This window comes from Rhodoferax sp., assembly GCF_028689295.1.
GTDB lineage: Bacteria > Pseudomonadota > Gammaproteobacteria > Burkholderiales > Burkholderiaceae_C > Rhodoferax.
Genome location: NZ_JAQTWL010000001.1, coordinates 316669 through 339815, shown reverse-complemented (window position 1 = coordinate 339815; position 23147 = coordinate 316669). Strand labels below are relative to the sequence as shown.

The window sequence follows — 23147 nt, the reverse complement described above, 5'->3', positions numbered from 1 at the left end:
GGGCTGCGCCATGAGTTTCATCCTGAAATCCGAGGACGAATACGAAGACCTGCTGGGTCTTTGGTCGGACCTGGAGGCGGGCCTGGCCATGATCCTGAGCCACCCGAACAAAGTGCAGGAATTCGAGGCTCGCATCCGTCAATATGACCGCTGGATGCAAAACCTGATCCAGTACGACACCGACGTGGCGCTGTACCTTCTGTTCCAGCTGGCCGCCCACTCACCGGTGGGCTACAGCGCCTCGCACGCTCTGGTGTGCGCCGTGTTGAGCCATCTGGTGGCGGAGGAATTTCATTTGCCGCAGGCCGAGCGCGACAGCCTGGTGCACGCCGCGCTGACCATGAACATCGCCATGACCGAGTTGCAGGACCAACTGGCGAACCAGCGCGAGCAGCCAACGCCAGATCAAAAAGCCGCGGTGCGCGACCATGAAACGCGCAGTGCCGACCTGCTGCGCCATCTCGGCATCAAGGATGAGGTCTGGTTGCAAACGGTGCGACAGCATCATCACCAACAGGCTCCGGACATGCCTCAGTATTCACTCACGGTGGCCCAGCGCCTGGCGCAAATGCTCGGCGTGGTTGACCGTTATGCCGCCATGATCAGCCCGCGGCAATCGCGCGCGGGCCGTAGCGCAACCGAGTCGGCCCAGGACATCCTCAATAACGACAACATGCGCAGCCGGCTGGTGGGTCAGACGCTGCTGCACGTGGTGGGCCTGTTCCCGCCCGGCACGTTTGTGCAGCTTGACGATGGCAGCCAGGGCGTGGTGCTGCGCCGCAGCCGCCAGGACAACCGCCCCGACGTGGCGATTCTGCTCAACGACAACGGCCAGTTGTTGCGTCCGCCCAGCCTGAACGTCTGCGCCAACGGCAGCCCGGCCATCAGCGCCGCCTTGCCTGCGGCAAGGGTACAGGAACACCTCAACCATCATCTGATCCTGCAACTGGGCACACAGCAGCAGGCTATTGTCCGTTGATGAACGCCACCATCATGCGCGCCAGGGCATGGCCGTCGTGGCCCTTGGCCAGACTCTGCGTGTAAGTCTGGTACTTTTCCTCACCAAACATGGCGCGCCGTTTGTCGAGCAGAAAAGCGCTGTAGTCCTCGACAAACTCGGGATGCGGCTGCACGCAAAACACGTGGTCATCGACCGCAAACGCCGCCACCGGACAAAAGTCGCTGGTGGCCAGCAGTTTGGCGCCGCTGGGCAGGTCGAACACCTGATCCTGGTGACTGGCCAATAACGCCACCTGTTCCCGGCCCTGCGCCTGCGGCAAGTCGGACGCCAGCCATTGGTACTGCATGCGCCCGGCGCCCCAACCCTGTGGCGCGCGGCCCACTTTGGCGCCCAGGCACAACGCAATCAACTGATGACCGAAACAGACGCCGATCAGCTTTTTTTTGGTTTTCAGGAGCTCCTGCACCTTCTCCTTGAGCGCCAGCACCCACGGTTCTTGCGAGAACGCATCAGCCTTGCTGCCGGTGAGCAGCACCGCGTCATAAGGCTCAAACGAGGACGGATACTCGCCTTTGACGGTGTTGAAAATATCAATTTCTCCCGCAGCGCCGGCCTGGCGCAACAGGCGATCGAACATGGTCCCGTAACCGATGTAGGTTGCCTCGACCGCGGGGTCCAGGGTGTCGTTTTCGAGAATGCAGAGTTTCATGGGCGATTGCTTCGGTCTTTGGGTTTCTGATCAATCTGGGGCGGATGCCGATGGCCATGTTTGGCGTGCCCATGCACTGGCGCGTGTGCCACCGAATCGGCCGCTGCTTTTTTGCCCAGTTTTGATTCAGTCCCCTTGATCAGCCGGTTGATGTTCTCGGCATGGCGGTAAAGCAAAACCAGGGACATCACGGCCACACCCAGCGCCACGCTCTTGTTCATGATCCACAGCCCGCCATCACCCAGCACATACACCACAGGGGCCAGCACAGCGACGATGATGGAAGCCAGCGACGAGTAGCGAAATACCAACGCCATCAGCAGCCAGAGCAAGGCTGTGGCCATCCCCAGCCAGCTGCTCAAACCCAGCAACACGCCAAATGCCGTGGCCACGCCCTTGCCGCCGGAAAATTTGAAATAGACCGGAAAGACATGGCCCAGAAAAGCTGCCAGCCCCACCAGCGCCATGGTGCCGTCGCCCAGCCCGTAGGCTTGTCCGTACCACTTGACCAGCACCACCGGTAGCCAGCCCTTGGCGGCATCGAGCAGCAGCGTGAGGATGGCCGCCGCCTTGCTGCCAGAACGCAGCACATTGGTGGCCCCCGGGTTCTTGCTGCCGAAGGTGCGCGGATCGCTCAAACCCATGACCCGGCTGACGATAACCGCAAACGACAGCGACCCGATCAGGTAGCCGGCCAAGACCGCCAACAACAGTAAAAAACTTTGCACCAATTCCAAATCAACTCCTGGTTGCCCAAGCACTTGAGCGTAAAGGCTGATTCTGCCAGTTCCTCAAGCGTGGCGTTGGACCATCACGCGCTTTGCCAGGCAAATCCCCGCATGGATCATTGCGCATGAAGTTACACAACGTTACTTTACTCAATAAGCATTATTGAATGTAAGGTTTTAGTATCGAAGCCAGCGCGACAAAGGTCTCTTCCGTGTACGGCGGATCGCCCATTCGTCACGCCTTGAAACCCTGCAACAAGCAGCTCCGCGCGGTGGTATGAAGCAGGGGGACTTTAATCAAACTTGAGGAGATGTGATGATTCAACGAATGAGTTCTGCCCTGTGCACCGGGCTGATTGCAGCGGCAGCGGCTGCGCTGCTGGCAGCCTGTGGTGGCGGCAGTGACGTAGGAACTTCCAGCCCTGATTCCCAATTGGCGTCGAGCCGGAAAACCGACAAGGAAAAGAGCCAGGACGCGAAAAAGAAAAAAGATCATGACGACCATGACAGTTCTGACGGCGACGGCACAGGGACTGATCCCACTTCGCCCCCCGCGGCAGGCGGCAGCTACAAATTGCTGGCCTGGAATGATCTGGGCATGCATTGCGTTGACGGCAAGGACTACTCGGTATTTTCCATCCTGCCCCCCTATAACAACCTGCATGCGCAGCTGGTCAGCACCAGCGGCGGCCTGGTGACCAGCGGCGTCACGCTGACCTATGAAGCCATGGCCGATGCCAGCGGTTCCATCAACACCTCCAGCATGGGTAAGACCAACTTCTGGAGTTGGGTGAAGTCACTTTTTGGTGTCGCCCTGGCCAATGACGTGGGGCTCAAGGGCAATGCCACGACCTCGATCACGCCGCGCCCGATGACCTTCAATGCCACCAATAAATGGTTTGAGGCCGAGGGCATCCCCATCACGCCCTACGACGACAACGGCGTCAAGAATTTCTACCCGATGGTCAAGGTGGTGGCCAAGGATGCCGCCGGCAAGGTCATGGCGACGGCGCGCACCGTGTTGCCCGTCAGCGACGAAATGAGTTGCAAGTCGTGCCATGCGTCATCCACGCCCAGTGCCGATGCCAAGCCCGCAGCCGGCTGGGTCAACGATGCTGATCCGGAAAAGGACTGGAAGAAGAACATCCTGCGCCTGCATGATGAGAAAAAGTTGGCCTATCCGGCCTTTATTTCGGCACTCACCCAGTTGGGCTATAGCGCTGGCGGCCTGGCGGCCACCGCACAAGCGGGCAAGCCGGTTCTGTGCGCCTCGTGCCACAGCTCCAATGCGCTGCCCGGCACCGGCATCGCAGGCATCACGCCGCTGACCCAGGCCCTGCACACGCAGCATGCCAGCGTCAAGGATCCGGTCAGCCAGCTCACACTCGACAGCAGCAGCAACCGCACCTCCTGCTACCTGTGTCACCCGGGTTCTGAGACGCAGTGCCTGCGCGGCCCCATGGGCAACGCGCTCGACGCCAGCGGCAAGCCCGCCATGAATTGCCAGAGCTGCCATGGCAGTATGCTGGCGGTGGGTAGCAACGCCCGCACCGGCTGGCTGAATCAACCCACTTGCCAGTCTTGCCATCATGACGGCAAACGCGAACTCAGTGGTGTGACCGCAGTCGGCACGCCCAAGGTCTGGGCAGATCAGCGCTTTGCCTCGAACGCCAACGCTCCCGCAGCCGGCCTGAATTTGTACCGCTTCAGCACCGGCCATGGCGGCCTGCAATGTGAATCCTGCCACGGCGCAACGCATGCGGAATACCCGTCCTCGCATGTCAATGACAATGTGTTGAGCCAGGACCTGCAAGGCCACGCCGGCACGGTGAACGAATGCACCGCTTGCCATGCCACCATGCCAAGCACCGTCACCGGCGGACCTCACGGCATGCACAGTACCGGCAACGGCTGGATCTCCGATCACAAGGATGTCGCAGAGGGCAGCAGCGGAGCAACCCCCTGTGCTTACTGCCACGGCGCAGACTACCGCGGCAGCGCGCTCAGCGAGGTCAAGATGAGCAAGACGTTCGCTGTGGAAAATGGCACCAAGACCTTCTCGGCCGGACAAAAGGTGGGCTGCTACGACTGCCACAACGGCCCCAGAGGTGATTGACTGAAATAAGAAAGCAGGGCCCGGTCAGCTCAGTATCTCTGCCAGCGCGCACTGGACTGGCCTGGCCCCCAGCAAGGTCACGCACACCTGGGGGTCGATGCCCACCAGATAGCCGCGCCGACCGCCGTTGATCAGGATTTTTGGCAACTCCAAAATGGTCGATTCAATGAACACCGGCATGGCGCGGCGGGTGCCAAACGGCGAGGTGCCCCCCACCAGGTAGCCGCTGTGCCGGTTCGCCACTTCGGGCTCGCAGGACTGCACCGACTTGGCGCCGATCTGGCGTGCCAGGTTTTTGGTGGAGACCTTGCGGTTGCCGTGCATCAACACCACCAGCGGCTTGGCGTCCTGGTCCTGCATGATGAGGGTCTTGACCACCGAGTGCGGGTCCCAGCCCAACTCGGTCGCACTGTGCAGCGCGCCGCCGTGTTCCAGGTACTCGTAAGGGTGCTCGCTGAAGGCAACTTCGTGGCATTTCAGAAATTGGGTTGCCGGCGTTTCGCTGATGTGCTCTCTTTTCGCCATAAGTTTGTCGTCCAGCAAGGTGGCTGGGGTTTACTTCAGCTCGTACTCAAAGGTACTCACGACTCGCAGCCGCTTCAGGCGCGAGCTGCCGTTGTCAAAATCATTGCCATCGTCGCCGGTGATGCGGATCACGCCCTGATTGGCATTTTTCAGGGGGCCCAGTTGGGCGCCCGCCTCAGCTGCAAATTTATTCGCCTGCTCACGTGCGTTGCGTGTGGCCTCGGCCAGCAACGGCGCCTTGACGTCGTTAACGCCGCGCAACTGAAAGCGCGGACCGCTGTGCCCCTCACCCTCTCCGCCCAACTGAACGCCGGCCTGAATCAGGGGGTCGACCGCGCGCGCCGCCGCCTCCACCTCAGCCACCCGGTCGGACTTCACCAGCACCTGACCCGTACCGTTGAACCGCAAAGGCTGATTACCCTGCGCGTACTCGCGCGCAAAGAGGTCCTGCACCTGCAGAGGCCTGGCCTCCACCTCAGCATCGGTGAAACCACGCGCTATCAGGAAGAGGAAGGCAGTCACCTTGTCGCGGTCAGCTGCCAGCGCCTGCTGCACGCCGCCAAAGTCACTCCCCGCGCGGCGAAAGGACAGCGTCCAGACCGCAAAGTCGCTCTGCACTTCTTTTTCGGCCAAACCCTTGACCGTGACCGAACGATCCGACATACGAAAGCGCTCAAGGCCGTGGCTCACGGCAAAACCGGCCAGGGCGATGCCCAGGCCCACCAAAAATGCGGCGATCAGCCGGGGAAAAAGAGGGTTCATGAGAAGCTTCCTATCCAGGTCGTTCACGGGCGACGGCCCATCTTACTGCGCGGGGTCGCGCACTTCCCAGCGCAGCGCGTCGATGGCTTGGAGCAATTCCGGGCTCAGCGTGGTGCCCCAGGCATTCAGGCAATCATCGAGTTGCGCGACCGAGATAACGCCGATGATGGTGCTGGCCACCTGCCATTTGGTGTAACAAAACGCCAGCGCCAGTTGCACCGGCGTCAGACCATGCTCGCGCGCCAGAGCGTTGTAGCGCCGCGCCGCTGCCAGTGCCTCGGGGCGGCCCCAGCGCTGCTTTCGCGAAGATTCAAACTTTTTCAGCCGTGCCTGGTCAGGCACGTCCGCCCCCGTTAACCCCTGCGCGTCGTACTTGCCGGTGAGCAAGCCGAACGCCAGCGGCGAATACGCCAGCAGCGACACATCCAGACGATGCATGGTTTCGTCCAAGCCGTTCTCGACCGTGCGATTGAGCAAGCAGTATGGGTTTTGCACCGTGGCCACGCGCGGCAAGCCATACTGCTCGGCCAGGCGCACGAACTCATGCACGCCGTAGGGCGTCTCGTTGGACAAGCCCACCGCCCGCACCTTGCCCGCTTGCACCAAGGTGTGCAGCGCTTCCAGTTGGGCATGGATGGACGTGCCCTCACTGCCGCTGTCAGGCTGGTAATAAATGCCGCCAAAGGCCGGCACCGAACGCACCGGCCAATGAATTTGATACAAGTCGATGACGTCGGTTTGCAGACGCAGCAAGCTGCCATCGCACGCCGACAGAATATCAGCGCCCGTCAAGTCCGGGCTGCCGCCGCGAATCCACGGCATGCTGCGCGACGGCCCGGCCACTTTGGTAGCCAGCACCAGCTTTTGCCGCGCGCCTGGGTGTTTGCTGAGCCAATTGCCGATGATTTTCTCGGTCGCGTTGAAGGTTGCCGCGCGGGGCGGCACGGCATACATCTCAGCCGTGTCGATGAAGTTGACGCCGCGCTCCAGCGACCGGTCCAGGATGTCAAAAGCAGTGGCTTCATCGACCTGCTCGCCAAAGGTCATGGTGCCCAGGCAGATGGGCGTGACGTGCAGGGCGCTTTGACCCAGTTGAATGGTTTTCATGTGCGCTCCAAAAAAAACTGGCCTCAAGGCCGATCTTTGGAGTTTACGGGCTTGCGCTGGACTTTGCTTCGGCGGCCCGCGCCTCTTCCTGCAGCCTTAGCACGCGCCGCTGCACCTTGCCGGTGGTGGTCATGGGCAGGGCTTCCAGAAACTCGATCTCCTTCGGGTATTCGTAGGGCGCGAGTTTGTCCTTGACATGATCCTGCAGTTGCCTGATCAGGTCAGCATCGAACTGCGCCGTCAGTCCCGCGAAGCCGGCGCGAGCTGTTGCAAAATCGGGCGACAACACGACAAAGGCCTTGACCACCGCGCCGCGCGCCGCATCAGGCTTGGGCACCACCGCCACGTTGGCCACGGCCGGGTGCTTGACCAAGCAGTTTTCGATCTCGCCCGGGCCGATGCGATAGCCCGCGGCCTTGAAAACGTCGTCGCTGCGGCCCTGGTACCACAGATAGCCTTGCTCATCGCGGCTGGCCAGGTCGCCGGTGCGGCACCAATCAGCGGTGAACTTGGCCAGCGTGGAGGCTGCGTTTTTCCAGTAGCCCAAAAAGAAAATGGGGTCGGGCTGGCCGTGGATGTCATGGCGGTTGACGGCCACATCACCTGGCACGCCCGCGGCGCACTCATGGCCGTTGTCATCGATCACCGCCAGCCGGTGGCCGGGGTAGCCCATGCCCATGCTGCCGGGTTTGGGCGGCCACAGGGCAGCGCAGTTGCCCACGATGTAGTTGATCTCGGTCTGGCCAAACATTTCGTTGACCGTCACGCCCAATTGTGCCTGGCAGTAGTCAAACACCGCATCGCCCACGGCCTCGCCAGCGCTCATGATGGCCTGCAGCTTCAGACCAAACTGCTGGTTGACGGTCTGGCCGGCACTGCCCGGGTAAGCCTTCATCATCGCCTTGAGCGCGGTCGGGAACAGGAAGGTATGCGTCACGCCGCAGTCGCGCAGCAGTTCCAGCGCGACTTGCGGGCTGAAGCGGCCATTGAATGCCACAATGGGCCGGCCGAAATAAAGCGAGGGCAACAGCGCGTCCATCAGGCCGCCGGTCCAGGCCCAGTCGGCCGGACTCCAGAAGATGGCCCTGGAACCCGTGGGCAGGCGCCCCGGATCGGTCAGCTGGTGCAAGCTCTCGACCGGCTCGCCCAGCCCTGCCACGTCGAAACCAAACCAGTTCTGGCTGCACAGAAATCCGGTCAGGTTACCGATCAGCGCCTGGTGCGGTATCAACGCGCCTTTGGGGTTGCCGGTGGTGCCACTGGTGTAGATCAAGATGGCCGGGGCGTCGGCGCGCGTGGCCACCATGACAAACCGGTTACTGGCCGCTGCAAGCGCCGCGTCGTAATCCATGTCGGCCAGCTGTTGGGTTGCGGGGTCGAGCCCCACGCCCAGCAGCTTGCACAGACCCGGGCATTGGGCGCGCACCGCCCGCACATTGGCCAGCGTCTGCGCGTCGCCAATGGCCACCACCGCTGCGCTGTCCTGCAGCCGAAACGCCAGCGCCTCCGGACCGAACAGTTGCGACAGCGGCATGGCAACCGCACCCATTTGCAACACGGCCATGTAGGCCACGGCGGTCTCGAAGCGCTGCGGCATCACGATGGCCACCCGCTCGCCAGGCTTCACGCCCAAGCCGACCAGCACATTGGCCAACCGGTTGGCCTGGTCCTGCAATTCGGCATAGCTATGAGAGGTACCTTCAGTCGCACTCAGATAGTCCTGAACGGCTATCGTCTTTGAAGCGCCTGTCAGCGCTGCCCAGCGTCCGCAGCAGGCTTGCGCCATGTTGAACTGGGCAGGCACCTGCCAGGCAAATGCGCTGTGCAGCCGGGCGTAACCGGATGGCAAATCCCATGCGCGTACCACGATGGCGGACGGCTGTCCAGCCACAATGTCGCTGGATTGACTGACTGGCATGGCGATGACTCCTTATGATCTGTCAAATGTACCCAATCAAAAGAACATCCCATAGCGAGTTTGTCCCTATTCGAACACTTAGTTACCACGTTCGTTGCTGGGGACGGCCCGGTACCGGCAAAACGCCGCTGGTGCTGCTGCACGGCTGGATGGACGTGGCGGCCAGCTTCCAGTTCGTGGTGGATGCGCTAGCCCGCGAGCATTTCATCATCGCGCCCGACTGGCGCGGCTTTGGTCTGACTGCCTCTGGCGGCGCTGACAGTTTCTGGTTTCCCGATTACCTGGCCGACCTCGATGCGCTGCTGGACCACTACGCCCCCGACACGCCGGTCAACCTGGTCGGCCACAGCATGGGCGGCAATGTGGCCATGCTGTATGCCGGGCTTCGGCCCGAGCGCATTCGCCGACTGATCAACCTGGAAGGCTTTGGCTTGCCCGACACCGTGCCAACGCAAGCCCCCGCGCGTCTGACACAGTGGATGAACGAGGTCAAGCAGTTCCACCTTGGCACCCTGAGCCTCAAAACCTACGACTCGCTTGACGCCGTGGCCTCGCGTTTGGCCAAGAACAACCGCTACCTGAGCATGGACAAGGCACGCTGGCTCGCTCACCATTGGTCGGCAGAAATCACGCCGGGTCAGTGGACGATTTTGGGCGAGGCAGCGCACAAAATTACCAGCGCGCAACTCTACCGGGTCGATGAAGTACTGTCCTTTTTCCGCAACATTGCCGCGCCAATGCTGATGGTGGAGGCGCAAGACGACAGCATGACGGCCTGGTGGCGCGGTCAATTTACCCTGGCGCAACACCACGAGCGGCTTGAATCGGTGGCGCAGGTAGAAACCGTGACCGTGCCCGAATGTGGTCACATGCTGCACCACGACCAGCCGCAGGCGGTGGCGACTTTGATCGAGCGTTTCATTTCATAAAAATCAGTGGCGTGAATGTTTTGCCAGTGGTAGGCTATTTACCGAGAGGTAATTTCCATTCACCATTTGCGGAGGCTGCTCATGAAAAAACAACAGGTATCACTCACTGGCCACCATCCAAACCCAAAGGTCATCGCGCTAGCGTCGGCGGCAATGCTTGCCTGCAGCGCAGCTGCAGCCCAAACCCAAGTGGTCAAACCACCGGTGGCGCAGTACTGGATGGATGTGGCGACCAATTCCATGGCGGGTATGGACGACATGCCAGACATGGGCGCCTTGGGCGGTTTGATGGGCGGCATGACCGGCATGCCTGGCATGGGCGGTGTCAGTTTTGGAGCCACCCGCGGCATGATGCCTGGACGCTGGCTGGACCTGGCGGTGCGCACCCAGCGCAAGCCCGCAGGTACCGAGGCTGTTCAAACGATTCCACCCGGCCAGGCGATGGGCCCCAGCCTGACGCTATTGCCCGTCAAGGCGCAAGCCGAGAGGCCGGGTCGCCAGGGCGGCAGCGTCGATGAAGTTCCTGAGCGTCCCAAAGGCCGCATTCTGTTTTACTGGGGCTGCAGCGAAACCGTGCGCCCGGGCCAGCCGCGCATTCTGGACTTTGCCAAGGCCGGCGTGGAAGATTACGGCAAATTCATGATGGGCCGCGCCACCCGCGACAGCGGCGCCAAGGCCATTCCAGGGCACGCGATCTGGCCCAACGAGACGCACCGTCAAAAAGTGCCTGCCGGCGCCTCCTTGACCGGCGCGCATGCGCTGAGCGGCGACGGGCTGCCCGCCAGTTTGCAATTTACCCTGGGCCAGCAGCAGGACTTCATGCCCAAACTGGCGCTGGTCAACCAGGGCGGCGGGGCCGCAGCCAGCCAGATCAGCTGGCAAAGTTTGCCCACCGCACAAGCCTACTTTTTGAACGCCATGAGCGGCAGCGACAACGCCGGCACCACCGAGATGGTGATCTGGAGCTCGTCCGAGGTGCCGGAGCCCGGCTGGGGCCTGATGGACTACGCCAGCAACGCCAATGTGGACAAGTGGCTCAAGGAAAAAGTCCTGCTGCCCGCCAACAAAACCGAATGTGCCATTCCAGCCGGCATTTTTGCCAAGGCAGAAGGCGCCATGCTGCGCGGCATTGCCTACGGCCACGAACTCAACTTGGCCCATCCGCCCCGCCCGGCCGACAAGCGCATTGCCTGGGAACCCGAGTGGACTGCCAAGGTCCGTGTCAAGGCCATGACCATGGTCACGCTGGGCGAAGAAAGTGCCGCGGCGAGTTCCAGGCGGCAGCCGCGCAGCAGCACAGAAGAACCGGCACCAGCTGACGCAGGCAGCAAGCCGCCCTTGGGCATTCCCGGGTTGCCTGATGTGGGCAAGGCGCTCAAGGGCCTGTTTGGGGGATGAAGTAACCTGATGGCGCGATGCCATCTGCTGGCATGAGAAAATAGCGGGTTAATTGACACCCCAAAGATCAGGACACGCATCATGGAAGCAGAACGCATCAACGCCCTTGGCACGCAACTCAGCAATTTGACATCCCGTACCCTCGAATTACGGGGGTATCTTTGACTACGATGCCAAATTTGAACGCCTGAGAACCGTCAACGCCTCGCTCGAAGACCCCACTGTCTGGAACGACCCCAAGCGCGCCCAGGACCTGGGCCGCGAGAAAAAGGCCCTCGACGGCGTGGTTGTGACCATCAGCGAACTGGAAAGCGAACTCGCTGACAACACCGAGTTGTTCGAGATGAGCAAAGCGGACAATGACGCAGCCGGTCTGATCACCATCGAAGCCGAGGTGGCCAAACTCGAAGCCATCGTCAAGGGACTGGAGTTCCGCCGCATGTTCAACAACCCGGCCGACCCGCTGAACTGTTTTGTCGATATCCAGGCCGGCGCCGGCGGCACCGAAGCCTGCGACTGGGCCAGCATGCTGCTGCGCCAATACTTGCGCTACTGCGAGCGCAAGGGCTTCAAGACCGAAATCGAAGACGAAACCCCCGGCGACACCGCAGGCATCAAGGGCGCGTCGTTCAAGGTGGAGGGTGAATACGCCTTTGGCCTGCTGCGCACCGAGACCGGTGTGCACCGGCTGGTGCGCAAATCGCCGTTTGACTCGTCGGGCGGGCGCCACACCAGCTTTGCCAGCGTGTTTGTTTACCCCGAGATTGATGACTCGATCGAGATCAACATCAACCCATCGGACGTGCGCACCGACACCTACCGCGCCAGCGGTGCGGGCGGCCAGCACATTAACAAGACCGACTCGGCGGTGCGCCTGACGCACCTGCCCACCGGCATCGTGGTGCAGTGCCAGGACGGCCGCAGCCAGCACGGCAACCGCGACATCGCATGGAAGCGGCTGCGCTCCAAGCTGTATGACTTCGAGCTGCGCAAGCAGCAAGAAGAGCAGCAAAAACTCGAAGACGGCAAGACCGACGTGGGCTGGGGCCACCAGATCCGCTCTTATGTGCTCGACAACAGCCGCATCAAGGACCTGCGCACCAACTATGAGACCTCAGCCACGCAAAAGGTGCTCGACGGCGACCTCGACCCCTTCATCGAAGCCTCTTTGAAGCAGGGCGTTTGATGACCGAGGCGCTGGCCTTCGACATGGACTGACCATGATCTTGTTCAATTGAATTTTTTGGAGACTCTGCATGTTGCAACTTCGTGACTCAAGCGGCCCGGCCACGGTGGTTCGCCGCGCCGACTACACCGCCCCGGCGTTCTGGATCGACACCGTTTACCTGAGCTTCGACCTCGACCCGGCCAAGACCCGCGTGCTCAACAAAATGACGCTGCGCCGCAACCCCGACGTTTCCGCGCAAGTGCTGCGGCTGGACGGCGACGAGCTCGACCTGGCGCGCGTGCTGGTCAACGGCGCCGGCACCAGCTTCAAGATGGATGCGGGCCAACTGGTGCTGGAAAACCTGCCCGAGGGCAGCGCACCTTTCGAGCTGGAGATTTTTACCACCTGCGCGCCTGTCAAAAACACCGCCCTGTCGGGTCTTTATGTCAGCAACGACTCGTTCTTCACGCAGTGCGAGGCCGAGGGCTTTCGCCGCATTACCTATTACCTGGACCGCCCCGATGTGATGGCCAGCTTCACCGTGACGCTGCGCGCTGACAAGGTGAAATTCCCGGTGTTGCTCAGCAACGGCAATCTGACCGAGCAAGGCGACCTGGAAGACGGTCGCCACTATGCCACCTGGGTCGATCCGCACAGGAAGCCCAGCTATCTGTTCGCCCTAGTGGCCGGCCAACTGGTGGCGCGCGAGCAGCGCATCACCGCCCGCAACGGCCGCGAACATTTGCTGCAGGTCTATGTGCGCCCCGGCGACATGGACAAGACCGAGCACGCCATGGCCTCGCTGATCAATTCCGTCATTTGGGACGAAGCCCGCTTTGGCCTGGCGCTGGACCTGGAACGCTTCATGATCGTGGCCACCAGCGATTTCAACATGGGTGCCATGGAAAACAAAGGCCTGAACGTCTTCAACACCAAGTACGTGCTGGCCAACCAGGCCACCGCCACCGATGTGGACTTTGCCAACATCGAGAGCGTGGTCGGCCACGAGTATTTTCACAACTGGACCGGCAACCGCATCACCTGCCGCGACTGGTTCCAGCTCAGTCTGAAAGAAGGCCTGACGGTGTTCCGCGACCAGGAATTCAGCATGGACTTGTGCACCGACGCATCGGCCCGCGCCGTCAAGCGCATTGAAGACGTGCGCGTGCTGCGCACTGCCCAGTTCCCCGAAGACGCCGGCCCCATGGCGCACCCGGTGCGGCCCGACAGCTACCTCGAAATCAACAACTTTTACACCGTCACCATTTACGAAAAAGGCGCCGAGGTGGTGCGCATGATGCAGACACTGGTCGGACGCGAAGGTTTTGCCAAGGGCATGACGCTGTACTTCGCCCGTCACGATGGGCAGGCCGTGACCTGCGATGACTTTGCGCAGTCCGTAGCCGATGCCAACCCCGATTCAGCGCTGGCCCGCTTGCTGCCGCAGTTCAAGCGCTGGTACAGCCAGGCCGGCACACCGCGCATGGCGGCCACCGGGCACTATGACGCGCAAACGCAGACCTATACCCTGACGTTCACGCAGAGCTGCCCGGCCACACCTGGCCAGGACAGCAAGGAGCCGTTCGTCATTCCGGTCAGCCTGGGGCTGGTGGGCGCCAGCAGCGGTGCCGCCCTGCCCTTGCAGGTCCAAGGCGGCGGCGCCACTGCGGCGGCCAGCCACCTGTTCGTCATGACACAGGCCAGCAAGTCGATTACCTTCGAAAACGTGCACGAAGAACCGGTACCGTCGATTCTGCGCGGTTTCAGCGCCCCGGTGATTCTGGACTTTGACTACACCGACGCCCAGTTGCTCACCTTGCTGGCGAACGACCCCGACCCGTTCAACCGCTGGGAAGCCGGCCAACGCCTGGCCTTGCGCTGCGCGATAGCCTCCATCGCTGCTGACCGAGTCACAACGGGCGCTGAAGGCCTGGATGACGCCACGATCGCTGCCATGCGCTCGGTGCTGCGCCACCCCACGCTGGATGCCGCCTTCAAGGAACTGGTGCTCACGCTGCCATCAGAAAGCTACATCGCCGAACAACTCGACGTGGTCGATCCGCAGCGCATCCACGCCGTGCGCGAAGCCATGCGCGAGCAACTCGCCAGCGAACTCGCCACCGACTGGCAATGGGCTTACGAGGTGCATTGTCAAAACGGCGGCTACCGCCCCGACACCCTGTCCAGCGGCCGCCGCGCGCTGGCGGGTCTGGCCTTGTCGATGTTGTGTCTGTCCGCACGCCGCTCAGGTGATACGGTCTGGCCCGGCAAGGCCTACCAGCGCTTCAAGGACGCCGACAACATGACCGACCGCTTCAATGCCCTGAGTGCCCTGGTGAACAGCGGTCATGCACTGGCCACGCCCGCATTGGCGCGTTTTCACAGCCTGTTCAAAGCCGAAGAGCTCGTGCTGGACAAATGGTTTGCACTGCAGGCCGGCTGCACCGACCGCGGCGGCCAGGTGCTGCCGGCGGTGCGCCAGTTGTTCAAGCACGCGGACTTCAATATTCGCAACCCCAATCGCGCCCGCAGCGTGATCTTCAGCTACTGCAGCGCCAACCCGGGCGCGTTCCACCGCGCCGATGCGGCGGGTTACGTGTTTTGGGCGGACCAGGTGCTGGCGCTCGATGCCATCAACCCGCAAGTGGCCGCGCGTCTGGCGCGCGCGCTGGACCGCTGGAAAAAACTGGTCGAACCCTACCGCAACGCGGCCTATGAAGCCCTCAAGCGCGTCGCAGCCAAACCCGACCTGAGCAACGACGTGCGCGAGGTGGTCAGCCGCGCCCTGGCTGATTGAACAACACTATCGAGGAGAAAAACATGCCCAAGAGAATATCCCTGACGCGCTACCTGGTCGAGCAGCAGCGCCTTGAAGGCCACATTCCCTCGCAACTGCGGCTGCTGCTCGAAGTGGTGGCGCGCGCCTGCAAACGCATCAGCCAGGCGGTCAACAAAGGCGCCCTGGGCGACGTCATGGGCAGCGCCGGCAGTGAGAACGTGCAGGGCGAAATGCAGAAAAAACTCGACATCATCGCCAACGAGGTGCTGATCGAGGCCAACGAATGGGGCGGCCACCTGGCGGCCATGGCCAGCGAGGAAATGGAAGGCATCTACGTGGTGCCCAACCGCTACCCGCAGGGCGAATACCTGCTGATGTTCGACCCGCTGGACGGCTCCAGCAACATCGACGTGAATGTGAGCATTGGCACCATCTTCAGCGTGCTGGTCAAGCCCGAAGGCGCGGGCGTGTCGGAGCACGACTTTTTGCAGCCCGGCACCCAGCAGGTCGCCGCCGGCTACTGTGTGTTCGGCCCGCAAACCACGCTGGTGCTCACTGTGGGCGATGGCGTGGCGGTGTTCACGCTGGACCGTGAGCAGGGCTCATTCATCCTGACCCAGGAAAACCTGCGCGTGCCCGAAGACACCCAGGAATTCGCCATCAACATGAGCAACCAGCGCCATTGGGCGGCACCCGTGACGCGCTACATCGACGAATGCCTGCAAGGAAAAGCAGGCCTGCGCGGCAAGGACTTCAACATGCGCTGGGTCGGCAGCATGGTAGCCGACGTGCACCGCATCCTGACGCGTGGCGGCATTTTCCTGTACCCGTGGGACAAGCGCGAGCCCGACAAACCAGGCAAGCTGCGGTTGATGTACGAGGCCAACCCGATGGCCTGGCTGATCGAGCAGGCCGGTGGCGTGGCCACCGATGGCAAGCGCCGCATCATGGACATCACACCCACCAAATTACACGAGCGCGTGAGCGTTTTCATGGGCTCCAAAAACGAGGTCGAACGCGTCACCCGCTACCACAGCGAGCCGTAAACCGACCGCTATAATTGCGCTCTTTCCAAGCCGGTGTAGCTCAGTCGGTAGAGCAGCTCATTCGTAATGAGAAGGTCGGGTGTTCGATTCATCTCTCCGGCACCATTCACAAAAAGCCCCTAGCTGTCATGGTTAGGGGCTTTTTCATGTAACTAACGCGTAACTCTCCGCTAATTATCGCCAGTTGTCTGGCCTTTAACAAGTCCTTCAAATCGCTCCCATTGGCCGCTATCCAAGTCAACAAGCGCCTGATGCCCTTGCAGTTCCGCATTCGAGCGGACGTAGCTTGTTATTGCAAAAAATAACGCATACAGAATTCCAATCAAGTGCCCATTTGCAACTTCAACAAATTCTTCAACATTCGTAGGCGTCTTTCCGCGTCCTATGTTGAATAGATTTATTCCATATAAGCTCCCGTGCACGATTTCGGAGGCGTCCTGATAGACCAGGGCATAGGCACCTAAAAGTCTCGTCGCTACCATTGGACCCAGCTTTTCCCCGATCACAGAGATACGGGTAGCAACGGAATCATCTGTCCAACTTTTTTCACGTCCGTTTTTTGCAGTAAATTCATCCAAGGCGTCTTTCAATTCCGAACTTAATTCGGCCTCAGACACACCCACAGCGCGGAGGCGCATTGTGTTGCTGCCTTTTCCAAAAATTCGATCCATATCCCTGTGATACTTTTGCTTTGCATGGCGAATTGCCTTTTCGGCTATTTCAGTTCCCCCGGCCAACACATAACTTGCATTAGTCATTGTTTCCACTACTGACCGCGCTAACGGGTAGCAATCCCGAATGCTGCCTGCAGGCCCAGAAGACAGCTCGAGTATTGACTGAACCGAACCGCCGACAGCCATTGCCATTGGAGTAACTACACCCTGAACAGCGTCAGGAAGCGAACTGCAAAGCTCCTGCTCCAGGAACGTCGCAGAACCTTTATGGGTGATGACCACCGTTAGCGCTAACACTTGCAACTGTGTTTCGAGCAGTACTCGCAGAGCATCAATTTCAATTTTTTGATTTTTCACAGTTGTAATATCCGATCCAATCGAGACGCGGCAGCTTGAAGCCCTTCCGGTGCAACGTGAGCATAACGCTCCACCATCGACTGCGTTTTCCATCCTCCCAGCCTCTGCAATTCGTGCGTTGGTGTTCCAGCCTCCCGATGCCACGTAGCAAAGGTGTGCCGCAGGTCATGCCACCGAAAATCCATTATCCCGGCACGCTGAAGCGCATTGCGCCATGCCTTGGTGTTGACCTGGACGATTGGGTTTCCATCGTAGGTGAAAACGTGCACGGGGTGATCCCGCTGGCGTTTCAACAGCACATCAATGGCAGCTTGATTCAATGGCACCGAGTGAGGCCGACCATTCTTTTGCTCTGCACCCGACACCCACAAATGGCGGCGCTCCAAGCTGACCTGCTTCCATTGCAAGCGGGTTACGTTGGCTTGTCGCAGACCCGTTGCAACCGAGAACCGCGCCATGTCTGCCAGATGCTCCGGCAGTTCTTCCATGAGCCGCGCAAACTCTTCGCGTGATAGGGAGCGGATACGCCCCTCTGCATTCTTGAACATGCCCACCTTAGGCACGCGATCCAGCCATTCCCAATCGTTGCAGGCTTTGCGCAGGATAGTTCTGACCAATGCCATATAGCGGTTCGCGGTGGCCGTGCTGAAACCCTTTGCCCTTACCGCTTTAACCTGATCAAGCAATGCCCGATTTATGTCGATCAAATCTTTCCCCCCTAGATGGGGTTGGAACCATCGCAACATGGACTTGTCCCATTCATGCGTTCGCTTGTGACTGGTTTCCTCCAGAAATTTTGCCGCAGCGTCATCCCACGTATGACGAGGTTTCACGCCGAGTTTGTCTTGCTCCCATCGTTCAGCCTGTAGCTTGTCATGGTACTTTTGTGCATCGCGTTTTATTGCCGTGCCAGTGCTTGTAAAAAATGGCTTTAATTCGCCCTTGATCGGCGCGAACTTGACCCACCAGTATTTCTCACGTTTGTAGAGGGTCATGACGCCCCCACGAGTTGACGATCCAGCATGGCCGGGTTTTGCTTGACATGGTATGTGTAGGGGTCGATCCGAGCCGGATAGCCGGGACGCATCAGGCTATTGACGACTTCGCCATAGTCACCGCCAAGCACATCGAGCATCAATGTGACGGTCTTGCCGCAATGACGTTTGGCATTTTCAACGGCAGTGTCATAAGCAATCTGCCCGGCCTTGGCAACGGTCTTGATGGTGGACTGCTCTTCGGTCAAGAACTCCAGGCACGGATAAGCCCCCGCGAGGTAATGACCTGGTCGGGTGAGGATGTCAAAAGGGATAAAGCGATCTTGGGCACGCCATTCAACTTCGATGCGCGTCCATGGGCTTGTACCCTCCCCGAGCTGCTTGCCCTTTTCATAGATGCGAGCATATTTGCCGCTGGCCCGGTTGCCAATGCCCAAGGTGCGGCCCTTGGTCGATGCATCACCTTCAAGCCAGTCACCAAAAACCGAATGGGTCGGTTTTCTCCCGCCAGCGTTGAAACCATCCCCCTTGTACTGCTCGACGGCCCATGCGATGTTGACCAGCTTGCCCTCGAAGTCGTCATAGGCCACATCAGCGCGTTTGATGGTGGCCCGGTTTGCTTCAAGCCAATTGGCCAGCTCGGACCAATTCTTGACCATTGAACACCCCTGCCCCATCAGGCTGAAATACACCCTGCCCCGCTGACTGTCCCCGCCCCACGCAATCATGCCGGCACCATCGCCAAAGCGTGCGGAATAGCGAAAGCCAAACAGCCCACGACGCTGCTCGATAGGGCCAATTTCAAGGAACTGGCCCATCTGCTTGATCAGCCACACATAGGAGTTTTCTTCAGGCGGCACCAGTGAAAACGCCAGTGCATCGATCAAAGCCACTCCAGGTGAAGCAGTTTCTGACGGTACAAGATGCCGAAGGATAGTTATCCCATCCCGACGATCTGCAACAAATTGAACCCGCTCCCCGGTTTCTTCATCCACAGGATACGGTTTTTCTCTACCGTTCTTTCTCCCCGTAGTTACTAAACGGGGCGAACCCGGCGCTTCGTCACACGCGGCCCCGCCCCGCATGCGGGTCCCCGCCGCGCGTGCAGACGCGCCGCCTTGATCGTCAAATGAGTCTTGAGAAATTGAATCAAACATGCGAACTCCAAATCTTTGGGTTCACATGCGAATGCAGCAGCGAACCCGGTTAAAGGATTCGCAAACGCATTGGTTCTTATGGCCAAGTATCAGGGCTTGTGGCTCAATCGCCGCCCCGGTGATACGTATGTGTCAGACCGAGTGTTTTGTGACCGGGACACCATACCCGTTATTTGCAACCCAATGCTATGCGAACCGTCCAAGTCGAGTAAAGAACTAGACCGGCTTTAAATCCCATTCATCGGGTTCTGTATCGTCCACGCCACGAAATGAGTAGGTCACGCGCTTGGCTTTGTGGTCAGCGTAGGCCACAACTTTGAAACGTGGCCCTATGACATGCACAAGGACTGGGTCGTCTGAGAGCAGATCAGCAATGCGCATGATGTACGGTTGCGCCCGGTCTGGCCGAGCATCAATGGTCGGTTTCTTCTTCATTGCATCAGCTCCCCGCCAACGCTGACTTGTTTGGCATGGCACGCAGGGCACGCCTTATCGTTCAAATGCTGCGCCCCGCGACATGCAGGCAGGTGTGCGAGCACCTCAACAGCCGTTACGCTTCGCTTCATGTGGGCCACAGCCCCCATACCCCCCTGGACCTCCAATTGCGCTTCATAGGCGCTCTGCCCAAGACGCTCCAGATAGCGAACGATGACAGGGTCCCAGCCGTGGCGGTCAACGGACCGCTGCGCAATGTCAACGAGCCAAGCACAGGCCGCTATGGTGCGGTCTAGTGAATCTTCAGAAACTTGATCTTTCATACGTAACTCCGATGTAGCCAAGTGACAGCTAAAAATCGAGTTACGCGTTATGACCTCAGAGCAGAGGACAGTCTAGAGCCGTTCGTAATGAGAAGGTCGGGTGTTCGATTCATCTCTCCGGCACCAATACAGTCAAAAGAAATCCGCTACCTGAACCGTAGCGGATTTTTTTTGGGCTAGCACCAGGCAAGCACCAGCTTCAAAAGAAGCATGGGAAGGTCATACGAGTGCTCTCAGCACTTCATTGATTCGCGTCTGCCAGCCTTCGCCCGTGGCCTTGAATTTCTCCACAACGACAGTGTCCAGGCGCAGTGTGATTTGCGTTTTGGTGCCACTTCCCATAGGTCGTCCAGGGCGGCGCATCGTGGCAAATTCCCGGTCGCTTGGTTCATACGTGTCAGTATCTTGAGCGATGCCAGCGGCAATAGCGGCATCCTCTGCAGGCGTGGGGTGCTCCAGCACTCGTCGTGATCTAACTGTTGGCTTCATAGCGTTTTACCTCTCGGCTGTTGGCTTTTCTCAAACTGATGATGCGGCGCTCTGTGGCTGCATCATCAGGGCGGTCGACAAATACCACACAATAAAGGCGGTTACCGGCAATGGCATAACCAATCCGGCGTGGTTCGCCGTACTCGCGGCAAGCGTCGGGCTTGCAAAGCAGCGTGTCCCATTCAAGCTCGTTTGCCAGCGCCAGAGATACCTCATGTTTCAGCTGATTCGATGCATCCTTTGCCGGGTCATAGGTGATTCTTGTCATGGGTTATTGTAGTTACGTTTATTGTTTATGCAAGTCACTGGTTTACCAGCCACCGAGCACAATGGCCGCGACAGGCACACAACAACTCAGGCAAACTCCCCCAGCCGGCCATCGCGGAAATCGCTCAGCGCCTGGTAAATCTCATCCTGCGAGTTCATCACGAACGGGCCGTACTGAACAATGGGCTCTTTCAAAGGCTGGCCCGATACCAGCAGCACCTTGGCGTCCACGCTGGCCTCGATCACCACGCCATCGGCCTGCGCGTCATTGACCAGAATGGCCATGCGCTGCGCTGGCACGGCTTTGCCGGCGATGCTGACCTCGCCGCGGTACACATAGACAAAGGCGTTGTGGCCAGCGGCCAGTGGCTGCGCAAAATGGCTGCCAGCGGGCAGGTGCAGGTCCAGGTAGTTGGGCTGCGTGGTGTCGCGCGTCACGGCGCCGCTCACACCATGGCTTTCTCCGGCAATCACCGTCACGGCCACGCCTTCTTCGGTCACAAATTTCGGCAGGTCAGCGTTTTTGAAGTCACGGTACCAGGGCGTGATCATCTTGTCCCGCCTGGGCAGGTTCAGCCAGAGCTGAAAGCCCTCCATCACGCCCTCTTCCTGCTGCGGAATTTCGGAGTGGATCACACCCTTGCCGGCCGTCATCCACTGCACGCCGCCGTTTTCCAGCAACCCTTCGTGGCCGGCACTGTCGCGGTGCAACATGCGCCCGGCGATCATGTAGGTGATGGTCTCGAAACCGCGGTGCGGGTGATCGGGAAAGCCGGCAATGTAGTCGTCAGGCTGGTCGCTGCCAAAGGCGTCGAGCATCAGAAACGGGTCGAGCCGGTGCTGCAGGTTGTGCGTCAGCACACGGGTCAGTTTGACGCCCGCGCCGTCGGAGGTGGCTTGGCCGGCAATCAGTTGCTCAACCGTTCGCGACACCTTGACGTGGGGTTTGTTTGTGGTGATGTTCACGTTCAAGTCTTTCATGTGGGCAGGGCGCATCGGCAGCAATCACCGACAAGACCATGCTTGTGGCGTCCGCCCGCGACCTGAAGACTTCAGGGCTCGGTCAATGCCGGTGGCCGTAGTGGCCACCGTTGGCCCCACGCCAATAGACGTAACCCAGATTCAGGCTGATCGGTGGGTAATAGCTGGGGCGCACGTACACCGGGTAAGGTTGCTGGGCCAGCATGATCGTGTTCGGCTGCGTGTAGATCGGCTGCTGGTAGGTGGTTGCGGCAGTGGGCGCCAGCCCTTGTGAATTGGCGCCGACCGGGGTGATCTGCAATTGGACCGTGGGGCCGGGGTCGCTGGGCATCTGCACGGAATACTGCTTGCCGGCATATTCATACACGACGTTGTAGCCCATGGTGCGATTTTCATAAAAGGTTTGCGTGCTGCATCGCTGCACGTTTTGCACCTGCGTCATGGGCTGCCCCTCGATGTTGTCGCCCACAATCGCCCCGCCAAAGATGCCCAGCATGGTGGCAGCCACCTGCCCCGAGCCGCCGCCGATGGCATTGCCCACCGCGCCGCCGGCAATCGCGCCCATCAAGGCGCCAGCACCCGACTTGGGCTGTTGCACGGCAACCTGCTCAGTGGTGCACACGTTTCTGGGCTGGCCGACTTGCTGGATGATGGGGGTTGACGAAATCACGCGGCCAACTTCCTGGGCCAGACTCATGCTGCCGGTGATGAGTGCAGCAAACGTAAGAAGCAGTTTCTTCATGATGATCCTCGTGTTGGATGATGGCGTGCCACGTTTGAGCGCTGAACGCCATTGAAGTTCATTTTAGCCAGCGCTAGCGCGCCGGCCGCTCCGGCCCTTGCGTGCCATCGCCGCGCGCCGACAGGTAGGCATACAGGTCAACAATGTGGGCGCTCACGCGCGGCTCGCCCTGCCACACGGGCATGGTGAGCGCGCCCTGCTTGCGCTGCAGGATTTGCTCGATCAATTCTGCGCGCGCGGCGCTGTCGCCACCGGCCCGGGCTACCGGCAGGTTCCAGTCGTAGCGTGTGAGCACAAAGTCAACAAACTGGCGCGAGCTCATTTGACGCACCCTTGGCAACAGGTCTGGCGCGGCCGCCGTGCCGCTGCCAGCGGGACCATGGCAGCCGGCGCAGCGGTCCTGAAAAACGCGCCAGCCGGTATAGACCGAACCGGGCGGCTGCGACAGCCGCGCAAGTTCCTCGGCTGGCTGCCTGTTCTGCAGTTCCAGCACGCAGCCGGCCAGCAGCGCTGCCGATGCCATGACACCGCCAGCGCACAGAAGCCATGCAAATCTTTTCATGACGATCCCCTTTTCAGTA

At 60.3% G+C, this 23147-nt stretch carries 23 protein-coding genes and 1 tRNA gene; 8 read left to right on the top strand and 16 right to left on the bottom strand.

The genetic code is table 11. The features are described from left to right. Positions 1-10 precede the first annotated feature (10 nt). The gene (locus PHF15_RS01785) at positions 11-979 is read left to right on the top strand and encodes an HD domain-containing phosphohydrolase (RefSeq protein WP_300118295.1); all 969 of its coding nucleotides are present in this window, start codon (positions 11-13) and stop codon (positions 977-979) included. Here PHF15_RS01785 and PHF15_RS01780 read toward each other — a convergent pair. Continuing rightward, the gene (locus tag PHF15_RS01780) at positions 966-1670 is read right to left on the bottom strand and encodes an amidotransferase (RefSeq protein WP_300118293.1); all 705 of its coding nucleotides are present in this window, start codon (positions 1668-1670) and stop codon (positions 966-968) included. The genes PHF15_RS01785 and PHF15_RS01780 overlap by 14 nt on opposite strands. Next, positions 1667-2398: a glycerol-3-phosphate 1-O-acyltransferase PlsY gene (gene plsY / locus PHF15_RS01775; RefSeq protein WP_300118619.1), complete on the bottom strand. Its 732-nt coding sequence runs from the start codon at positions 2396-2398 to the stop codon at positions 1667-1669. The genes PHF15_RS01780 and plsY overlap by 4 nt, the downstream gene beginning before the upstream one ends. 316 nt (positions 2399-2714) lie before the next feature. Between plsY and PHF15_RS01770 the strand changes: the two genes are divergently transcribed. Continuing rightward, positions 2715-4514, top strand: coding sequence for a hypothetical protein (locus PHF15_RS01770; protein WP_300118291.1), 1800 nt, complete (start codon positions 2715-2717; stop codon positions 4512-4514). Between the two features lie 24 nt (positions 4515-4538). Here PHF15_RS01770 and PHF15_RS01765 read toward each other — a convergent pair whose 3' ends face one another. Genes PHF15_RS01765 through PHF15_RS01750 form a run of 4 tightly spaced genes read right to left on the bottom strand, consistent with a single transcriptional unit; the run spans position 4539 to position 8826 of the window. Further along, a complete protein-coding gene (locus tag PHF15_RS01765) occupies positions 4539-5039 on the bottom strand; it encodes an aminoacyl-tRNA deacylase (protein WP_300118289.1) in 501 nt (166 codons plus the stop codon). Positions 5040-5069: 30 nt separating this feature from the next. Next, entirely contained in the window at positions 5070-5801 is a 732-nt protein-coding gene (locus tag PHF15_RS01760; protein ID WP_300118287.1) for an SIMPL domain-containing protein, read from the bottom strand. Positions 5802-5843: 42 nt separating this feature from the next. Next, positions 5844-6908, bottom strand: coding sequence for an aldo/keto reductase (locus PHF15_RS01755; RefSeq protein ID WP_300118285.1), 1065 nt, complete (start codon positions 6906-6908; stop codon positions 5844-5846). Between the two features lie 43 nt (positions 6909-6951). Next, positions 6952-8826: an AMP-binding protein gene (locus PHF15_RS01750; protein ID WP_366520570.1), complete on the bottom strand. Its 1875-nt coding sequence runs from the start codon at positions 8824-8826 to the stop codon at positions 6952-6954. A gap of 26 nt (positions 8827-8852) precedes the next feature. On the opposite strand from PHF15_RS01750, the gene PHF15_RS01745 reads away from it, so the two are divergent. The 6 genes from PHF15_RS01745 to PHF15_RS01720 all read left to right on the top strand — a co-directional run bounded on the left by PHF15_RS01745 (position 8853) and on the right by PHF15_RS01720 (position 16251). Then, the gene (locus PHF15_RS01745) at positions 8853-9755 is read left to right on the top strand and encodes an alpha/beta hydrolase (RefSeq protein WP_300118283.1); all 903 of its coding nucleotides are present in this window, start codon (positions 8853-8855) and stop codon (positions 9753-9755) included. A gap of 81 nt (positions 9756-9836) precedes the next feature. Then, on the top strand, positions 9837-11153 hold the full coding sequence (locus PHF15_RS01740) for a hypothetical protein (RefSeq protein WP_300118281.1): 1317 nt from the start codon (positions 9837-9839) through the stop codon (positions 11151-11153). Positions 11154-11234: 81 nt separating this feature from the next. Then, positions 11235-12339, top strand: a protein-coding gene (gene prfB, locus PHF15_RS01735; protein WP_300118279.1) for a peptide chain release factor 2 whose coding sequence is annotated in 2 segments (ribosomal slippage) — positions 11235-11315 and positions 11317-12339 — 1104 coding nt in all. Because the reading frame shifts where the segments join, the coding sequence is not laid out codon by codon here. Between the two features lie 70 nt (positions 12340-12409). Next, the gene (gene pepN / locus PHF15_RS01730; RefSeq protein WP_300118277.1) at positions 12410-15118 is read left to right on the top strand and encodes an aminopeptidase N; all 2709 of its coding nucleotides are present in this window, start codon (positions 12410-12412) and stop codon (positions 15116-15118) included. Positions 15119-15141: 23 nt separating this feature from the next. After that, complete coding sequence (locus tag PHF15_RS01725) at positions 15142-16146, top strand: class 1 fructose-bisphosphatase (protein WP_300118276.1); 1005 nt, start codon at positions 15142-15144, stop codon at positions 16144-16146. A 29-nt stretch (positions 16147-16175) separates the two neighbouring features. Then, positions 16176-16251, top strand: a tRNA-Thr gene (locus PHF15_RS01720). A gap of 65 nt (positions 16252-16316) precedes the next feature. Here PHF15_RS01720 and PHF15_RS01715 read toward each other — a convergent pair. The 10 genes from PHF15_RS01715 to PHF15_RS01670 all read right to left on the bottom strand — a co-directional run bounded on the left by PHF15_RS01715 (position 16317) and on the right by PHF15_RS01670 (position 23128). Further along, positions 16317-17177 (bottom strand): DUF5677 domain-containing protein, encoded by an 861-nt coding sequence (locus tag PHF15_RS01715; protein ID WP_300118274.1) that lies wholly within the window; start codon positions 17175-17177, stop codon positions 16317-16319. Beyond that, positions 17174-18172, bottom strand: a complete 999-nt coding sequence (locus PHF15_RS01710) for a site-specific integrase (RefSeq protein WP_300118272.1) — start codon at positions 18170-18172, stop codon at positions 17174-17176. Before PHF15_RS01710 ends, PHF15_RS01715 begins: the two co-directional genes overlap by 4 nt. Next, positions 18169-19329 carry a replication initiation factor domain-containing protein gene (locus PHF15_RS01705; RefSeq protein WP_300118271.1) on the bottom strand — a complete coding sequence of 387 codons (1161 nt, stop codon included), beginning with the start codon at positions 19327-19329 and terminating at the stop codon, positions 18169-18171. Before PHF15_RS01705 ends, PHF15_RS01710 begins: the two co-directional genes overlap by 4 nt. A gap of 216 nt (positions 19330-19545) precedes the next feature. Next, positions 19546-19764, bottom strand: coding sequence for a hypothetical protein (locus PHF15_RS01700; protein ID WP_300118269.1), 219 nt, complete (start codon positions 19762-19764; stop codon positions 19546-19548). Further along, positions 19761-20087: a hypothetical protein gene (locus tag PHF15_RS01695; RefSeq protein WP_300118267.1), complete on the bottom strand. Its 327-nt coding sequence runs from the start codon at positions 20085-20087 to the stop codon at positions 19761-19763. Before PHF15_RS01695 ends, PHF15_RS01700 begins: the two co-directional genes overlap by 4 nt. Positions 20088-20306: 219 nt before the next feature. Continuing rightward, positions 20307-20576, bottom strand: a complete 270-nt coding sequence (locus PHF15_RS01690; protein WP_300118265.1) for a BrnA antitoxin family protein — start codon at positions 20574-20576, stop codon at positions 20307-20309. Further along, positions 20560-20844, bottom strand: coding sequence for a BrnT family toxin (locus PHF15_RS01685; protein WP_300118263.1), 285 nt, complete (start codon positions 20842-20844; stop codon positions 20560-20562). Before PHF15_RS01685 ends, PHF15_RS01690 begins: the two co-directional genes overlap by 17 nt. 86 nt (positions 20845-20930) lie before the next feature. After that, complete coding sequence (locus PHF15_RS01680) at positions 20931-21824, bottom strand: pirin family protein (protein WP_300118261.1); 894 nt, start codon at positions 21822-21824, stop codon at positions 20931-20933. Positions 21825-21906: 82 nt separating this feature from the next. Further along, a complete protein-coding gene (locus tag PHF15_RS01675) occupies positions 21907-22566 on the bottom strand; it encodes a hypothetical protein (RefSeq protein ID WP_300118259.1) in 660 nt (219 codons plus the stop codon). Between the two features lie 73 nt (positions 22567-22639). After that, entirely contained in the window at positions 22640-23128 is a 489-nt protein-coding gene (locus PHF15_RS01670; RefSeq protein WP_300118257.1) for a c-type cytochrome, read from the bottom strand. Positions 23129-23147 lie beyond the last annotated feature (19 nt).

What these genes read in the sequence shown, in the direction of transcription:
- PHF15_RS01700 (WP_300118269.1), bottom strand. Translation starts at nt 19,764, where the DNA reads ATGAAGAAGAAACCGACCATTGATGCTCGGCCAGACCGGGCGCAACCG.
- PHF15_RS01695 (WP_300118267.1), bottom strand. Translation starts at nt 20,087, where the DNA reads ATGAAAGATCAAGTTTCTGAAGATTCACTAGACCGCACCATAGCGGCC.
- PHF15_RS01755 (WP_300118285.1), bottom strand. Translation starts at nt 6,908, where the DNA reads ATGAAAACCATTCAACTGGGTCAAAGCGCCCTGCACGTCACGCCCATC.
- PHF15_RS01710 (WP_300118272.1), bottom strand. Translation starts at nt 18,172, where the DNA reads ATGACCCTCTACAAACGTGAGAAATACTGGTGGGTCAAGTTCGCGCCG.
- PHF15_RS01760 (WP_300118287.1), bottom strand. Translation starts at nt 5,801, where the DNA reads ATGAACCCTCTTTTTCCCCGGCTGATCGCCGCATTTTTGGTGGGCCTG.
- PHF15_RS01675 (WP_300118259.1), bottom strand. Translation starts at nt 22,566, where the DNA reads ATGAAGAAACTGCTTCTTACGTTTGCTGCACTCATCACCGGCAGCATG.
- PHF15_RS01765 (WP_300118289.1), bottom strand. Translation starts at nt 5,039, where the DNA reads ATGGCGAAAAGAGAGCACATCAGCGAAACGCCGGCAACCCAATTTCTG.
- pepN (WP_300118277.1), top strand. Translation starts at nt 12,410, where the DNA reads ATGTTGCAACTTCGTGACTCAAGCGGCCCGGCCACGGTGGTTCGCCGC.
- PHF15_RS01745 (WP_300118283.1), top strand. Translation starts at nt 8,853, where the DNA reads ATGTACCCAATCAAAAGAACATCCCATAGCGAGTTTGTCCCTATTCGA.
- PHF15_RS01685 (WP_300118263.1), bottom strand. Translation starts at nt 20,844, where the DNA reads ATGACAAGAATCACCTATGACCCGGCAAAGGATGCATCGAATCAGCTG.
- PHF15_RS01770 (WP_300118291.1), top strand. Translation starts at nt 2,715, where the DNA reads ATGATTCAACGAATGAGTTCTGCCCTGTGCACCGGGCTGATTGCAGCG.
- PHF15_RS01725 (WP_300118276.1), top strand. Translation starts at nt 15,142, where the DNA reads ATGCCCAAGAGAATATCCCTGACGCGCTACCTGGTCGAGCAGCAGCGC.
- PHF15_RS01705 (WP_300118271.1), bottom strand. Translation starts at nt 19,329, where the DNA reads ATGTTTGATTCAATTTCTCAAGACTCATTTGACGATCAAGGCGGCGCG.
- PHF15_RS01670 (WP_300118257.1), bottom strand. Translation starts at nt 23,128, where the DNA reads ATGAAAAGATTTGCATGGCTTCTGTGCGCTGGCGGTGTCATGGCATCG.
- PHF15_RS01740 (WP_300118281.1), top strand. Translation starts at nt 9,837, where the DNA reads ATGAAAAAACAACAGGTATCACTCACTGGCCACCATCCAAACCCAAAG.
- PHF15_RS01785 (WP_300118295.1), top strand. Translation starts at nt 11, where the DNA reads ATGAGTTTCATCCTGAAATCCGAGGACGAATACGAAGACCTGCTGGGT.
- PHF15_RS01780 (WP_300118293.1), bottom strand. Translation starts at nt 1,670, where the DNA reads ATGAAACTCTGCATTCTCGAAAACGACACCCTGGACCCCGCGGTCGAG.
- PHF15_RS01680 (WP_300118261.1), bottom strand. Translation starts at nt 21,824, where the DNA reads ATGAAAGACTTGAACGTGAACATCACCACAAACAAACCCCACGTCAAG.
- PHF15_RS01690 (WP_300118265.1), bottom strand. Translation starts at nt 20,576, where the DNA reads ATGAAGCCAACAGTTAGATCACGACGAGTGCTGGAGCACCCCACGCCT.
- PHF15_RS01750 (WP_366520570.1), bottom strand. Translation starts at nt 8,826, where the DNA reads ATGCCAGTCAGTCAATCCAGCGACATTGTGGCTGGACAGCCGTCCGCC.